Origin of the sequence: Solidesulfovibrio magneticus RS-1, assembly GCF_000010665.1 — a bacterium.
Classification (GTDB): Bacteria; Desulfobacterota; Desulfovibrionia; order Desulfovibrionales; family Desulfovibrionaceae; genus Solidesulfovibrio; species Solidesulfovibrio magneticus.
Genome location: NC_012796.1, coordinates 480,501 through 494,832, shown reverse-complemented (window position 1 = coordinate 494,832; position 14,332 = coordinate 480,501). Strand labels below are relative to the sequence as shown.

Below are 14,332 nucleotides of genomic sequence, written 5' to 3'. Positions count from 1 at the left end.
GCGCTTGCCCGCTTCGGGTAACCCAGGGCGAACCGGGTTGTTGGAATTTGCGGGGCGTCGAGCACCCGGCGACAGCCGGGCGCATCGACGCCCCGCAAATTCCAACGACCCATGCGGCGCAGCCGCCCAGCGCGCCAGCGCTCTTTTCCCCTGCTTCACCTCCGCCCGCTGACATGACCCCATCTCTTGCCATAACCCCGATGGGGGGTCCGGGGGCCTCAGGCCCCCGGCGGGTGTGGGCAGAGCCCGCTCTTCGTCTTCCTCTTCCCCTTCCTCTCCCCTTACCTACTGAAATATCTGCCCCAACGTCTCCAGCACGGCGGCGGCGGCCAGGGGTTTGGGCAGGGTGAATTTCGCGCCGTAGCTTTTGGCCCAGCCCAGGGTTTCGGTGTCGGTGAAAGTGCTGCCGGCGCTCATGGCGATGATGGGCAGGCTTGGGGCCAGTTCGAGAAGCTCCTTGATGGTGGCCAGGCCTTCCTTGCCGGGCATGAAGATATCGACGAAGGCGGCCTGGGACGGGGTTTCGCGAAAGGCGGCGATGGCAGCGTCGCCGTCGGCGGCCTCAACCACTTGGTGGCCGGCTTTTTCCAGGATGCCGCGCAGCATGGTGCGGGTGATGGCGGCGTCGTCGACGATGAGGATTCGGGCCACGGGCGATGCTCCTTGGGCGTTTGAGGGTCAGGACGGCAGGCGGCGCGGTTGGTCGTCGGTCTCGGCCTCGCCGCTGGTCTGCATGTGTTCGATGAGTTGGCCAAGTTCCCGGGTTTCGTCGTTGAGTCCGCGCACGGCGTCCACCGAGGCGTCCATGCCGGCGCGGATGTCTTCGGCGATGCGGCTGACTTCCTCGGTGGCCCGGCTGATTTCGGCGGCGGTGGCGGATTGTTGTTCGGCGGCGGTGGCGATGGCCCGGACCTGGTCGGCGGTGCTGTCAACCATGCCGACGATGGCGGCCAGGGCTTCGCCAGCGGCTTCGGCCAGATCGGTGCTGCGCGACACGGCTTCGGCGGCCCGGACGGTTTCCTGATTGCCCCGGCGGGCGGCTTGTTGCACGGCGGTGATGGCCTGGCCGACCTCGCGGGTGGCGGTCATGGTTTTTTCGGCCAGTTTGCGCACCTCGTCGGCAACGACGGCAAACCCCCGTCCGGCGTCGCCGGCCCGGGCGGCCTCGATGGCGGCGTTAAGCGCCAGCAGGTTGGTCTGGTCGGCGATGTCGGAGATGACCTCCAGCACGCGGCCGATATTCTCGGCGGTCTTGTCGAGTTCGGCCATGTCGCCGCGCAGGGTTTCGGCCATGGCTTTGACGTCCTCGATGGCGGCCACGACCTGGCGCACCATGTCCGAGCCTTGGCGGGCCTTCTCCTTGGCTTCGTCGGCGCTGCCGGCGGCCAGGCCGGCGTTTTGGGCCACTTCCAGCACCGAGGCGTTCATTTCCTCCATGGCCGTGGCGGTTTCCAGGGTGCGTTGGCGCTGGTAGGACACGCCTTCATTGGTGCGGTCGATGCGTTCGGCCAGGTCGCGGGCGTTGTCGGCCACCTTGGCCGAGATGCCCTCGGCGGTGTTGGCGGCGGCGGCGATGAGCCGGTTTTGTTCGGCCAGGGCTTCTTGTTGCAGTTTGACCTTGGTCAGGGTGGCCAGCATGGCGAAGACGCCGAGCATACGGCCAGCGCCGTCGCTGATGGGCGCGGCGTCGATCTTGATGAAGAAGCGCTCACCCCAGGCGTACCGGCCGTCGTATTCGACGTTGGTCATAATTTCCCGGCGGCTCATGACGTCGCCAAGGACCTGGGAGACGATGGCGTGGCTGGCGAACACGTCGTTCATGTGGCGGCCGACGTAGGCTTCGGGTTCTTTTTTCTCGCCCAGGAAGTGGGCCAGCCAGCGGTTGACCAGGGTGATCTTGCCGTCCGGGGCGGCCACCACGCAGGGCAGGGTGACGGAGTTGAGGATACCCTTGGCGAACTCCAGTTCGGTCTTGAGGTGGTCCACCATGGCGCTGATGGAGGCGGCCAGGCTGGCCATTTCGGCGGTCAGCCCCGAGGCGGGCGCGGCGGCCAGGTCGCCGCCGGCCACCTTGTCGGCGTAGGAGACGATGGCTGAGATCGGCCGGTTGAGCAGCCGGCGCACCGTAAGCAGGCACAGGGCGGCCATGCCGATAAGGAAGACGATGGAGAAGATGACCAGTTTGACGACGATGGCCCGCACGGCCTGGTCCAACTGGGCGGCTTCCTGGGCCACTTCGCGGTCGATGCCGTCCACGTAGTCGCCCATGCCCACGATCCAGTTCCAGGGTTTGAACAGCTTGACGTAGCTGAGTTTGGGGTAGGATTCGCTGGTTTCGCCGCCGCCGGCCTGGGGTTTGGGCCAGGCGTAGCTGACGAAGCCTTCGCCGGTGGCGGCCACAGCGTCGGCCATGCCCGTGGCGATGTTGGTCTTGCCGCCGGGATAGGGCACTGCGGCGGCCTGTACGCCCGGGCTCATGGACGTGGCTTTGTCGAACTGGGCCGTATCAAGGATCTTGCCGTCGAAATCCGGCCGGATGGGGTGCATGACCACCCGCGGAATGGGCCGGGTGTTGTCGTAGATAAAGAAATAGTTGCCGTCCGGCAGGCGCATTTTGGACAGCTGGGCCTTGGCTTCGGCCTGCAGCCGGGCCGTCTCGTCCTCGACCCAGGCCCCGGAACCGAAGATCCAGCCCAGTTCGGGCACAAGGCGCACGTAGGAAACCTTGAGCTTGGGATCGTTTTTGGCCCCGGGCTTGTCCCACATGTAGGCCACCATGCCCTGGCCCTTGTCCTTGGCCGCCTTGACCATTTCCTGGAAAAGGGCCGTGCCCTTGGGATCGCGGTAGCCCGAGATGTCCTGGCCCTCCAGGGCCGGCTGGGTCGGGTGCATGACCATGCGGGGGGTCAGGTCGTTGATCCAGATGTAGTTGTCGCCGTCGAAGCGGGCCTGACGGACCATGGCCTTAAGCTGGGCCTCAATCTCCTCGCGGGGCATGGCGTCTTTATGGGCGTCGTAGTAGGCCTTGGCCTGGCCCGCGACCGCGTCCACCACGGCTTTTAAATGGTCGTGGGCGCGCTTTTTGAGCGCCGCGTCGTCCTGGGAAACGTCATAGAAGTATTTGATGACGTCGTAAGCTTGGCCCACGGCCTGGCGTTGGCTGTCCTTGGCCTCGGCCATGAGCCGGTTTCGCAGCTCAAGGCCGCTGGCCTCGCGGTATTGGCCAAGCTCGTAGAGGAAGTAGAGCATGGTGAAGCCCGACAGGGCCGTCAGCATGGCAATAAAGACAATGGCGATCTTGAGGCTGATGGACCAGTCGCGCGGTGCTTTCATGGACCTCTCCGGGGCGTTTGTCTGGCGGCGTCGGGCGGCGCATAAAGGAGAGACGACGCTTGACCGTATATGACGCAACACTCGGCCCATGGCAAGCGCCCGACGCAAAAGAGGCTTCCCTTTCAGGGGGGCATGGTGCATAAGCCTGCCAGGAATACCCTATGAGCACGTTTTACGAACTCGCCACCGATCTCTTCGACCCCCTGCACTCCTTCTGGGAACACCCGAAGACCCGACGGGTCGTGGCCGTGAGCCAGGTCGTGGCCTTTCTCATCGGCCTGATCGGCATCGAACTCAACATCCGGGGACTTTTGCCGCCGTTTCTGGCCCGCATGACCCCCATGTCCCATTTCTACGCCATCAACTTGGCTTTCACCCTGGTGCTGATCCAGGAAGTCGTGGACCTCATCTTCGTCCTGCCCTGTTCGGTGACCAAGTCGCTGGGCAAGCAGTTCGAGGTCTTGTGCCTGATTTTATTGCGCGACGCCTTCAAGGAACTCGTCCATCTGCACGAACCCATCGTCCTCGTTGAAGCTGTGGATGTGTTGTTGCCCATGCTGGCCGACGGGGCCGGCGCGCTGATCGTGTTCATGGGTCTTGGCCTGTACTACCGGCGTTACCGCAAGCGCGCCCAGGGCAAGAAAGGCCCGTGGCTCTATCCCTTCGTGGCCACGAAAAAATTCCTGGCCTTCTGCCTGCTGCTGGCGTTCCTCGCCTACGGGGCCTGGATCGGCTGGCAGGCCATGACCACCGGCCATGTCCATCCGTTTTTCTCGGTGTTTTATACCGTGCTCATCTTCAGCGACATCTTCATCGTGCTGTTGTCCCACACCTATCAGCCGGCCTTCCATTCGGTCTTCCGCAATTCCGGCTTCGCCCTGGCCACCCTGCTTATCCGCTTCGCCCTGGCCGCGCCGGCCTACTACGCCCCGGCCATCGGCATCGCGGCCATGGCCATGGCTTACGGCGTATCCCGGGCCAGCGAAGCCTTCGAGGCCGACACGTAACAGGAGATCGCCATGCCCTCGGAAACATCCATCGCCCTGCGTCCCATCGGCGTGATCCGCACACCCTACGCCGCCCTCGAAGGCATGCCCATCCAGCCCGGCGGCGCCAGGGACAGCCTGGGACGGGTGGAGCTTGACCCCGAACTGGCCCCGGCCCTGGCCGACGTGGACGGCTTTTCCCACGTCTACCTCATTTACTGCTTCCACGAGTCCTCGGGCTACAAGACCACGGTGACGCCCTATCTCGACGACACGCCGCGCGGGCTTTTCGCCACCCGCGCCCCCAAGCGGCCCAATCCCATCGGCCTGTCCGTGGTGGAGGTGGTTGCCATTGACGGCAACGTGCTGACCGTTCGCGGCGCGGACATGCTCGATGGCACGCCGCTACTCGACATCAAGCCCTATGCCCCGGCCTTCGACGCCCCGGCCGGCCCGGTGCGCAGCGGCTGGCTGGAAGGACGCGGCCAGACCGTGGGGCAGACGCGCTCCGACGACCGGTTTGTCGGCCCCAACTGAGCCGTCCCCTTCCCGATCCCGACAATGAAAACGGCCGCATCCTTGCCTGGATGCGGCCGTTTTTTCAGCGTTGGCCTATAAAAGGCCCGGGGGAACCCCGTAAGCCTGCGGCGCAGGCCGTGGGAAGGCCATGGGGCCGCGTCCGGAACACCCGGCGCGGTCCCATGCCTTCGGGCGACCCGTCGCTACTTGGCGACGTCGGCCTTGAGCTGCTTGATCATCTCGGAAACCTTGGCCAGGGACGCCTTGTTGGCGTCGCCCTCAAGGGTGACGGCCAGGGCGTCGGCCGTGGCGGCCAACTCGGCCAGACGCGCCGCCGCCATTTCCTTGCGCAGCTTGCCCGGCAGGGCGTCGAAGGCCGCGATCTTGGCGTCCATGGCCGCCACCTTGGCCGGCACGTCGGCCACGGACTGGGTCACCACGGACAGTTTGGCGTCCAGGGCGACATACACGCCCAGGGCCAACACAATGGCCAAAATCCCGATGGCCAGGCCGGCCCGGGCCGAATTGGCCGTTTCCTTCGCCTCAACGGCCGGATTGCCGACCTTGCTCTCGACGTCATCGCCATACATCGCCCGGACTTTCTTCTCCATGCCAAGCATAGTGGTCTCCTCCGAGGCAAAAATTTAGAATTCAAAGTAAACTAGTCGAAAGCCATTGGAGTCACAACGGGAAATGCGGTCTTTTCGACACGCGCTTGTGAATTTTTTTTCAATCTCCCAGCGGACAAGTCGGAAAATGCCCCGTATTTTGACGGAAACTGGCTGGTTCACGGCCGGTTTCCATGGACTTGTGGGTCTTGAGGGCGGCGGGAACAACCGCCGCGAAAGGAGACCCAAACATGATCCTGCGCTGCCGCCTGTGTCACGCCCCCATTGCCGCCTGCGACCCCGCCCGCCTGATCCCGCCGCTGACCAGCGCCGTGTTTGAGCCTCTGGAGCCGGGGTTCCCGCCGCCCTTCCCCCCGGACGTCCCCTGGGAGGCGGCGCGCTGCCCCCAGTGCCGTCACCACCCCCAGGGGTACGCCCCGGACGGGGCCAAGAGCCTCGAAACCGACCAAGGAACCTGGCCGCTTCCCGAACCGGAACAGCCCGACGCCGCCAGCCCCGACCCGAAACCCGCCAACCCCGGCCCGATCCCCAAACGCGACAAGCCCAACCGGAGAAGCCGATGACCGACGCTGTCAACCAGCTCCTGCCCCCGGCCGCCGAGCCCCAGCGCGTGGGCCGCCGCGTCTTCGAACTTCTCGAGGCGGTGGTGCGCGACAAGGCCCGCCTGGGCCTGGCCGAGGCCTGGACCCGCAACTACCGACTGGGCCAGGGCCGCCCCTGGCAGGGGCCGGCCCAGCCCGGCCTGCCGCGCCTGGGGGCCAATCTCCTGCACCTGCACCGCCAGCGCACCGTCAACCTGCTCACCGACAACCACCCGACCTTCAACGTCAGCCGGGTCAGCCCGGTGGGCGACGAGGACGTCTACCGCGTCCTGGAACGCGCCGCCGCCTGGTGGTGGAACGAACAGGAACAGCAGGCCGTGTTCGAACGCTCGGTCATAAACGGCGAGACCTACGGCCTGGCCGTGGAAAAAGTCGTCTTCGACCCCGAACTGGAATACGGCCTGGGCGAAGTGCGCACCGTAAACGTCGATCCCTTTGCCTTTGGCGTCTATCCCACCAGCTGCCTGGACATCCAGGAGGCCGAGGCGGTGCTCCACTTCGCGCCCATGAGCCTGCGCCAGGCGGCCCGGCGCTGGCCCGAGGCAGCGGGCCAGCTTAAAAGCGACGCCGCAACCCTGGCCGATCTCGGCGACGGCCGGCGCGAAATCCTCCTCGGCGACGGCCGGCGGCAAGGGCTTTTCACCCGCTTCGGCGAGGTGCTGCGCCAGCTGGCCGGAGCCGGGGGCGGCGACGCCCTGGGCCAGGACACGGTGCTCGTGTGCGAATGCTGGGCCCGCGACTACACCATGACCGACGACGGGCCGCTGTACCCGGGCTTTATCCGCTGCGTGGTCGTGGCCGGCCCCGGGAGCCTCGTCCTGTCCGACCAGCCCAATCCGTCCATCAATCCCGCCCTGCCCCTGGACCAGGCCATGGCCAGCTATCTCTACGACCGCTACCCCTTTGCCCTGGCCAATTCGCTGACCGATCCCACCACCATCTGGGGAGCCTCGGACTTCGAACAGCTGGCCGAGCTGCAGCTCGAAATCAACAAATGTCTGTCCCAGCTCACGTATCATAAGGACCGCTGCGCCCGGCCCAAGATCATCAACCCGCGCGACTCGGGCGTGGACAACGCCGCCTTCACCAACCGCCTGGGCATCGTCAACCCGACCTCCATGGCCGCCGCCCAGGGCATCCGCTATCTGGAATTCGCCAACAACACCCGGGACATCGAAAGCGTGCTGACCCTCTACCGGGAGCTTTTCAGCCAGATCTCGGGCATCGGCGAACTGGAGCGGGCCGCCTCCCCGGACCATCCCGTGGTCGCCTACAAGGCCATCGCCGCGCTGATTGAACAGGCCTCCACCCTGCTGCGCGGCAAGATCCGCAACTACTCGCGGCTGGTGCGCGAACGCGGCCGGATGTTTTTAAGCCACATGCAGAACTGGTACGCCAAGGAACGCTGGATCAGCTTCGCCGAAAACGGGGCCATCGCCATTGCCCCGCTCAGGGGCGAGGCCTGCCGCGTGCCGGCCCGGCTCACCGTGGTCGCCGGCTCCACCATGCCCGTCTCCCGGGTCCAACGCCGCGAGGAAGCCCTGGCCCTCTACGACATGGAGGCCATCGACCGCCGCGATCTCCTCGAAAAGCTCGACTGGGACAACCGCGCCGCCGTGCTGGCCAGGATGGAAGAGCCAGGAGGGGCTCCGCCCCTCCTGGACCTCCCCGCCGGGGGGGATAATCCCCCCCGGACCCCCTTGGCGGGGTGAGGCCAGGGGCGTTTGGCCGGACTTGGGTTGTTCATGCCGAACCAAAGACACGGGAGTAAATAAATGCCGCTGTATGATTTCGCCTGCCGGGTCTGCGACCGGGAGTTCGAAGCCATGGCCCCCATGGACCGGACCGAAAACATTTGCACCTGCGGCGGCTCGGCCAAGCGCTTGCTGTCGGTGGGGCGCGGCTACCGGGCCGACGCCGACTGGCTCCCGTCCGTCACGGCCGTGGCCGACAAGACCTCGCCTGCTCCCCATGTCCGGGCCTTCCTGGCCGAACCCAGCCGGGCCAACTACCGCCGGTTCCTGCGCGGCGAAGGCATCCGTCCCCAGGAACCCGGCGAGGAGCGCGCGCGCCGCCCGGACCCCGGCCCGGCCGTCGCCCGGGAAGTCCTGGAGCGCCATAAAGCCCGACGCGGGCTGGTCTGACGCCGCGTCGGACGCCGCCGAACCGCCGTTTCCCGACCGTTTTCCCCGGGCTGCCGCCACGGCCGTCGTGGCCTCGCGCGCCCAAAACAGCGCCGGCAGCGCCCGGGACAACACCTTGCGCCAAGGGCCCGGCCGCGCCCGGCCCCGCGCGCCAACCCCAGCCCACCTATGAGGGAACCATGGAACAGCCGACCCATCCCGCCGCCGCGCCAACCGCCGGTCCCGCCCCCGGGACCGCTCCGGGAACCGAGGCCGGGACCGACCCCGGCATCGCCGGCCTGGAATCGGTCTTTAGCGACCTGGAGGCCCGCCTCGACGCCCTCATCGAGGCCCGTCTGGAAAACCTCGAAGCCCGGCGCGCCGCCTCGCAGCGGGCCGAACTGGCCCAGCGCTTCGCCGCCGAACACCCGGATTTCGAAACACTGCGGGAAAACGGCGCGCTTGCCGCCCGCCAGCGTGAAAACTCGCTTCTGGACGAGGTCGGGGCCTACTTCTCCCACCACCTGGCCGAGGCCGGAAAGGCGAATCAGGAAGAAACCGAGCGCGTGCGCCAAAAAGCCCTGGCCGAAGGCGAGGCCGCGGCCATGGAGCGGCTGCGCGCCCGGCGCGGCAGCGTCGCCCTGGGCGCGCCTTCAGGGGCTCCCCAGCGCGGCCGGGCCGACGATCCCCAGCTTGAAGCCCCGGACCGGTTCGGCGGCGTCCATGCCGTCCTGGCCGCCCGCATGGCCGCCCGCCGCCGCGACGCCGGCCTGTAACCCCAAGGAGGAACCAGCATGTCCCTTTCGCTCAGTGAAATCGAAGCCATCACCAACGACTATTTCGCCGCCGCCGGCGGCCGGGCCGTGGACATCTACTTCCGCAACTCGTTTCTGCTCGACCTGCTCATGAACCGCCAGGCCGGCCTGTTCGAGCGGCCGGCCGGGGGCGAGAAGATCCGGGTGCCCCTGTCCTACTCCGACAGCGAAGGCGGCTTTTTCACCCGGGCCGACACGCTCTCCAGCGACGACCGCGTCACCATCAACGCCGCCGCCTTCAACTGGAAGCACGCCTACGGCAACGCCACCGTCTACCTCACCGACGAGGTGGCCGCCGCCGGGGACTACGCCGTGGTCCAGTTCGTCACCCAAAAGCTCGAAACCGCCCAGCGCACCTGCTCGGGCTGGCTGGCCGCCACCCTCTATTCCGCCGCCGGCGACGAGGCCCCGACCCTGACCGGCCTGCGGGCCCTGACCAGCCCCGATCCCGACAAGGCCTACGGCGGCATCGCCGAAAACGACCTCGTGGCCGCCGACGGCTCCAAGCCCTGGAAGGGCGTCACCGTGGCCGACGCCGAAACCATGAGCCTGGAGACCCTGCAGACCCTGCGCAGCGCCGCCAAGGTCTCCGACGGCCGCGACGGCAAGCCCAACGTGGCCGTCACCACCGAGGCCCTCTACAACAAGGTCTCCCGCATCCTGCAAGTCCAGCAGCGCTTCGTCACCGACGACGGCGTGGCCCAGGCCGGATTCGCCCACCTCGTCTACGAAGGCATGGTGCTGGCCGCCGACGACTACTGCCCGGCCGGCCATCTCTTCGCCGTCAACACCAACCATCTCGGCTTCGCCATCCACCAAAACGGCTTCTTCGCCCGCCAGCCCTGGGTCGATCTGGCCGGACCGGCCGGCCGCTCCATGAAGATCCTGTGGCACGGCAACCTCATCTGCTCCAACCGCAAGGCCCACGCCTGCCACGCCAATCTGTCCTAACCGCCAACCATCGGAGGCAACAATGGCCCAACCCATGAAGCTTTCCTTTACCCAGGACGTGGGCGAAACCTCGCCGGCCAAACGCGAAGCCGTCGGCGCGCTGCGCATCACCGCCGACGGGCGCAAGTTCCGCTATGCCAAGGCCGGCAGTTCCCCGGTGCCGGCCGGCTCCCTGGTCATGGCCCCGGCCGCCGTGGCCGCCCACACCGGCCGCGCCGCCACCCCGGCAAACGTTGGCGACCGCGTCGTGAGCCTGGTCGTCGGGGCTGCGTCCGTGTCCGAAAACGCCTACGAGGACGGCTACCTGCAAGTGGCCGCCAACGACGGCGGCGGCCGGCAGCATCGCATCCTGTCCAACACCGCTTGTCCCGCCGGCGGCACGACTGTCATCACCCTGGCCGAGCCGGTGCGGGCGCCGCTCACCGCCGCCTCCGTGGTCTCGCTTATCCCCTCGCCCTGGTGCGGCGCGACCGTGTCGGCCAGCGAGGAAAACCTGCCGGCCGGGGTGGCCGTCTGCGACGTGCCGGCCGGGCACTACTTCTTCGCCCAGACCGGCGGCGTGGCCTGCTGCCTGGCCGCCGGCACGGCCGCCGTGGGTTCCATGCTCGTGCCCGGGCCGGCCGCCGGGAGCCTGGCCGCCATGAACGCCAGCCTCGACGTGGACCAGCCCGTGGCCGGCGTGGCCTTTGCCGCCGCCTTTACCGACGGCAAGCATCAGCCCTGCCTGCTCACCCTCGATTAGCCCGCGCCCCGCAGACAAGACCTCAGCCCAAACGTGTTGCCGGGACGCGACGCAGGTCCGCCCCGACCCACCCCCAACCAACGGAGAACGCCATGGCCATGGCCGCCATGAACCTGCCCCGGGCCGACGCCCAGGGGATACGCCGCGCCGTGCCCGACAGCCTAGCCGGGCTTACCGCCGAAGTGTCGGGCATCGTCGGCGACCCGTCGGTGTCCGAGGACGACGTGGCCCGGACCCTTGGCCGGGGTTTGCTCGCCGCCGCCGCCGCCGCGCGCCTGCCCGATCTGGCCGCCTGGGCCGAGATTCCCCTGGCCCCGGGACAGGCCGACGCGCCCTTGCCGGCCGATCTCCTCCATGCTCCGGTCGATGCCTTCCTCCTCCCCGCCCGTGGCCGGGTCCGGCTGGCCCCGGACCTGGCCGTCCTGCGGCGGTCCTGCCCGGCCACGCGCCCCGGCCGGCCGCGCCTGGCCGCGTTGGCCGGCGGCCGGCTCCATGTCCGGCCCGTGCCGGCGGTGGATGTCGTCATCGGCTTCGAATACGGCCGTCTGCCCGCTCCCCTGGCCGCGCCCGGGGACAAGCCCGAGGGGCTGCCCGTCCATCTGGCCGGGCCGCTGCTGGTCGCCTACGCCTGCCGCGAACTGTTCGAGCGCCTGGAGGAAGGGGCCGACGGCGTCAAAACCCAAACAGCCGCCTACGGCAAACGCTACGAGACCTTGCTGGCCGAGCTGACGGCCACGTCCGCCCCGCGTCAGACCGCGCCGGCCGATGTCCCGTCGGCCGCCGACCCGTACGGATTTGGCGAGGACTGGCCGTGAGCCGGGTCGTGCGCCTGACGTCCTGCCTGGGCCTTGGGGCCTCGGCCGCCCCGGTCGGGCTGGTCTGCGACCCGGACACCGGCCGCTATGCCCTGGCCGAGGCCGTCAACGTAGACGTGGTCGAGGGCCGGCTGGTCCGCCGGCCGGGATACGAACGCCTGGCCGGGTTCGGCTTCGGCGAACTGTGTTCCGGCGGGGGCGACCTCTACGGCGTCGCCGGGGACGGACTCTACCTGATCCCGGGCCAGGGCCAGCCCAGGCTCCTGCGCGGGGGGCTGACGCCGGGCGCGCCCATGGTCTGGCTGCGCCTCGGCGACGACGTCTACTACGCCAACGGCTTTGAAAACGGCCGCCTGCGCCAGGGCCAGGCCCAGCCCTGGGCCGGGGAGCGCTATCCCGGCCCGGACCGCCTGGACCGCTTCGGGCCGCCGCCGGTCGGCCATGAACTGGCCTTCCATGCCGGCCGCATCTGGATCGCGGCCGGGGCGCTTGTCCACTTCACCGAAGGGGCCGGCCTTTTCGACTGGGTGGACGCCCTGGCCGGCTATCTGCCGCCCTTTGTCGGCCGGGTGCGCCTGCTGGCCCCGGTGACCGGCGGACTCTACGTCGGCGACGAGGCCGGCGTGGCCTACGTGGCCGGCAACGACCCCAGGACCATGACCTTTGCCCGGGTCTGCCCGACCCCGCCCATCCCGGGCAGCCTGGCCCGGCTGCCGGCCGGCCGCCACGAGGCCGTGGCCGGCGAGGAGCTTGGGGGCGACGCCGCCGTCTGGGCCGCAAGCGACGGCATCTGGCTCGGGCTTCCCGGCGGGGTCGTCAAACGCCTGGCCGCCGTGCCCGTGCCCCTGGCCGGCCGGGCCGCCGCCGTGGCCACGCGCGGACGCTACCTGCTTTTTGACCGCATCTGAAACCTCCCCGGCCCCTGGCCGCCAACCCTTTTGCCCAGGAGATCCCCATGGCGCTTCGTCTTTCCACCGGCCTTCGCAACATGCTGCTCGGCACGGCCAGCTTCAAGGACATCATGCAAAACGGCGTGATCCGCATCTTCCCGGGCGTGCAGCCGGCCACGGCCGACTACGGCGAAGGGGCCACGCCCCTGCTGGAAATCACCGTCTCCTCCGGGACCTTCACCCCGGGCACGCCCACAAACGGGCTAAACTTCACCGCCCCGGCCTCCGGGGCCTGCGCCAAGGCGGCCGGCGAAGTCTGGTCCGGCGCGGCCACGAGTTCGGGCACGGCCGGCTGGTTCCGGTTCTACGCCAACGACCGCACCACCGGGGCCGACACCGGCCACGCCCGCTTCGACGGCTCGGTCTCTACCTCCGGGGCCCAGCTCAACATGAGTTCCACCGCCATCACCGCCGGAGCCACCACCACCATCGACAGCTTCGTGGTCACCATGCCGGCGTCCTAGCCAGGCCACGTCTCGAAACGCTCCTGCGCCGCCTGGGGCATTGCCCAGGCGGCGCGATCCCGGGGCCGGGAGTCCGTCCCGGCCCCGTTAACCCCCACCCGGGCCGCGCGCCCAAGGACAGGCCATGGCCGACCTCTATCCGCAGTCCCTGCCCTGCCGTTTCGAGGGCTTTCCGCCCCGCATCCAGGTCGTCTGCGGCCGGGCCTTTTCCGAGCGCCCGGGCACGCCCTATTCCTTCGGCAGCCGGGTCATCCTGGCCCAGACCCCGAGAAGCGGCCAAACCTCCTGCGTCCTGGCCGTGGGCGAGCCCATCCCGACCACCGAAATCATCTACGCCGACACCGGCGACGACGACGAATACAACCTCAAAATCTCCCACTACGGCCTGGGACGGTTCTATTTGGCCGACGCCGACGACGCCTGGTTCCGCCTGGTCGTGGTCAAGGGCATCCGCCTGGAAGCCGCTGGACTGTCCCGCGCCTTCGAGACCGTGGACATCTGGGAAACGCTGATCCCGGCCACCGCCGCCGTGCCCGCGCCGTCCGTGACCCCGGACGCCGTCTGGCTGGAAGATGCGACGGACGCGACCGAGACCGACCGGGTGCGGGCCACCTGGTTTACCGGCGACATTCCGGCTGGCGGACGCATCGTGCGCGGCCGGCTGCAACTGGCCGGCGACGTCGCCGTCGGGTTCTAGGAGAGTCCCATGACCAGTTCCCTCGTCTACTACCAAACCGGATCCACGGTCGCCGCCGCCGCCCTTGATCCGGGCCAGACCGCCTTTTACCGCGACCTGCTCGTGCGCCACCGCTTCCGCGACGCCTTGGGCCACGTGCCGGGCGACGACGACGCCCTGCTGTGGGTCGAGGGCGAGGTGTTCTACTCCACCTGCGGCGTGCCCGGCCCCCACTCCGTTAATACCTTCAGCGTCGGTTCCAGCGACGGCCGCAACGGCTGCTGGGCCCCGGACCCCAAAAACGCCGTGCCGGAATATGTCGGGGTGCGCTTCGACACGCCCATCCGCGTCACGGCCTTCCAGTTCGCTTCAGGCCTTTTCAGCAATCATTACTGCCCCTACGGCTACGGCCCCTGCGCCTGCCCCACGGATTTCCGTTTCGAGGCCTCAAACGACGAGGTCAGCTGGACCACCCTCTACGCCGCGACCAACTACGGCGGAATGCGGGTGGCCACGGCCAGCCCCTTTTACGACGAGCCAGCGGACTACTGGGACGACGGCGTGTTCCTGTCCGAGCGCCTCAATTGCGACAACGACCACTATTACCTGAGCTACCGGCTGGTCGTCTCGGCCTTCAAACCCGACAAGAACGGCAACTACAACATCTCCGAACTCGTCTTTTACGGCCGCACGGCCTGAGGCCCAGCCCCAGTGAAAGAAAGGACCA

Annotated in this window: 16 protein-coding genes; 13 read left to right on the top strand and 3 right to left on the bottom strand. The window is 68.3% G+C overall.

What is annotated here, in order from left to right:
• Nucleotides 1–285: 285 nt before the first annotated feature.
• Nucleotides 286–651, bottom strand: coding sequence for a response regulator (locus DMR_RS01995; protein ID WP_012750007.1), 366 nt, complete (start codon nucleotides 649–651; stop codon nucleotides 286–288).
• 27 nt (nucleotides 652–678) lie between these two features.
• Nucleotides 679–3,333 carry a methyl-accepting chemotaxis protein gene (locus DMR_RS01990; RefSeq protein ID WP_012750006.1) on the bottom strand — a complete coding sequence of 885 codons (2,655 nt, stop codon included), beginning with the start codon at nucleotides 3,331–3,333 and terminating at the stop codon, nucleotides 679–681.
• Nucleotides 3,334–3,494: 161 nt separating this feature from the next.
• Here DMR_RS01990 and DMR_RS01985 point away from each other — a divergent pair, with 161 nt between their 5' ends.
• Together DMR_RS01985 and tsaA are read left to right on the top strand one after the other, a co-directional pair.
• A complete protein-coding gene (locus DMR_RS01985) occupies nucleotides 3,495–4,340 on the top strand; it encodes a hypothetical protein (protein ID WP_012750005.1) in 846 nt (281 codons plus the stop codon).
• 12 nt (nucleotides 4,341–4,352) lie between these two features.
• Complete coding sequence (gene tsaA, locus DMR_RS01980) at nucleotides 4,353–4,856, top strand: tRNA (N6-threonylcarbamoyladenosine(37)-N6)-methyltransferase TrmO (protein WP_012750004.1); 504 nt, start codon at nucleotides 4,353–4,355, stop codon at nucleotides 4,854–4,856.
• 185 nt (nucleotides 4,857–5,041) lie between these two features.
• Here tsaA and DMR_RS01975 read toward each other — a convergent pair whose 3' ends face one another.
• Nucleotides 5,042–5,458 carry a hypothetical protein gene (locus tag DMR_RS01975; protein WP_012750003.1) on the bottom strand — a complete coding sequence of 139 codons (417 nt, stop codon included), beginning with the start codon at nucleotides 5,456–5,458 and terminating at the stop codon, nucleotides 5,042–5,044.
• Nucleotides 5,459–5,697: 239 nt separating this feature from the next.
• On the opposite strand from DMR_RS01975, the gene DMR_RS01970 reads away from it, so the two are divergent.
• The 11 genes from DMR_RS01970 to DMR_RS01920 all read left to right on the top strand — a co-directional run bounded on the left by DMR_RS01970 (nucleotide 5,698) and on the right by DMR_RS01920 (nucleotide 14,304).
• Complete coding sequence (locus DMR_RS01970; protein WP_043599857.1) at nucleotides 5,698–6,030, top strand: hypothetical protein; 333 nt, start codon at nucleotides 5,698–5,700, stop codon at nucleotides 6,028–6,030.
• Nucleotides 6,027–7,781: a hypothetical protein gene (locus DMR_RS01965; protein ID WP_012750001.1), complete on the top strand. Its 1,755-nt coding sequence runs from the start codon at nucleotides 6,027–6,029 to the stop codon at nucleotides 7,779–7,781. The genes DMR_RS01970 and DMR_RS01965 overlap by 4 nt, the downstream gene beginning before the upstream one ends.
• 63 nt (nucleotides 7,782–7,844) lie before the next feature.
• On the top strand, nucleotides 7,845–8,213 hold the full coding sequence (locus DMR_RS01960; RefSeq protein ID WP_012750000.1) for a zinc ribbon domain-containing protein: 369 nt from the start codon (nucleotides 7,845–7,847) through the stop codon (nucleotides 8,211–8,213).
• Nucleotides 8,214–8,392: 179 nt separating this feature from the next.
• A complete protein-coding gene (locus tag DMR_RS01955) occupies nucleotides 8,393–8,968 on the top strand; it encodes a hypothetical protein (protein ID WP_012749999.1) in 576 nt (191 codons plus the stop codon).
• A gap of 18 nt (nucleotides 8,969–8,986) precedes the next feature.
• Nucleotides 8,987–9,958, top strand: a complete 972-nt coding sequence (locus DMR_RS01950; protein WP_012749998.1) for a phage major capsid protein — start codon at nucleotides 8,987–8,989, stop codon at nucleotides 9,956–9,958.
• Between the two features lie 22 nt (nucleotides 9,959–9,980).
• Nucleotides 9,981–10,700 (top strand): hypothetical protein, encoded by a 720-nt coding sequence (locus DMR_RS01945; protein WP_012749997.1) that lies wholly within the window; start codon nucleotides 9,981–9,983, stop codon nucleotides 10,698–10,700.
• Nucleotides 10,701–10,792: 92 nt separating this feature from the next.
• Complete coding sequence (locus DMR_RS01940; RefSeq protein WP_012749996.1) at nucleotides 10,793–11,515, top strand: hypothetical protein; 723 nt, start codon at nucleotides 10,793–10,795, stop codon at nucleotides 11,513–11,515.
• On the top strand, nucleotides 11,512–12,423 hold the full coding sequence (locus tag DMR_RS01935) for a hypothetical protein (protein ID WP_012749995.1): 912 nt from the start codon (nucleotides 11,512–11,514) through the stop codon (nucleotides 12,421–12,423). The genes DMR_RS01940 and DMR_RS01935 overlap by 4 nt, the downstream gene beginning before the upstream one ends.
• Before the next feature lie 47 nt (nucleotides 12,424–12,470).
• Nucleotides 12,471–12,929 carry a hypothetical protein gene (locus tag DMR_RS01930; RefSeq protein ID WP_012749994.1) on the top strand — a complete coding sequence of 153 codons (459 nt, stop codon included), beginning with the start codon at nucleotides 12,471–12,473 and terminating at the stop codon, nucleotides 12,927–12,929.
• Between the two features lie 124 nt (nucleotides 12,930–13,053).
• Nucleotides 13,054–13,626: a hypothetical protein gene (locus DMR_RS01925; RefSeq protein WP_012749993.1), complete on the top strand. Its 573-nt coding sequence runs from the start codon at nucleotides 13,054–13,056 to the stop codon at nucleotides 13,624–13,626.
• Between the two features lie 9 nt (nucleotides 13,627–13,635).
• Nucleotides 13,636–14,304 carry a hypothetical protein gene (locus tag DMR_RS01920; protein WP_012749992.1) on the top strand — a complete coding sequence of 223 codons (669 nt, stop codon included), beginning with the start codon at nucleotides 13,636–13,638 and terminating at the stop codon, nucleotides 14,302–14,304.
• Nucleotides 14,305–14,332: the final 28 nt, after the last annotated feature.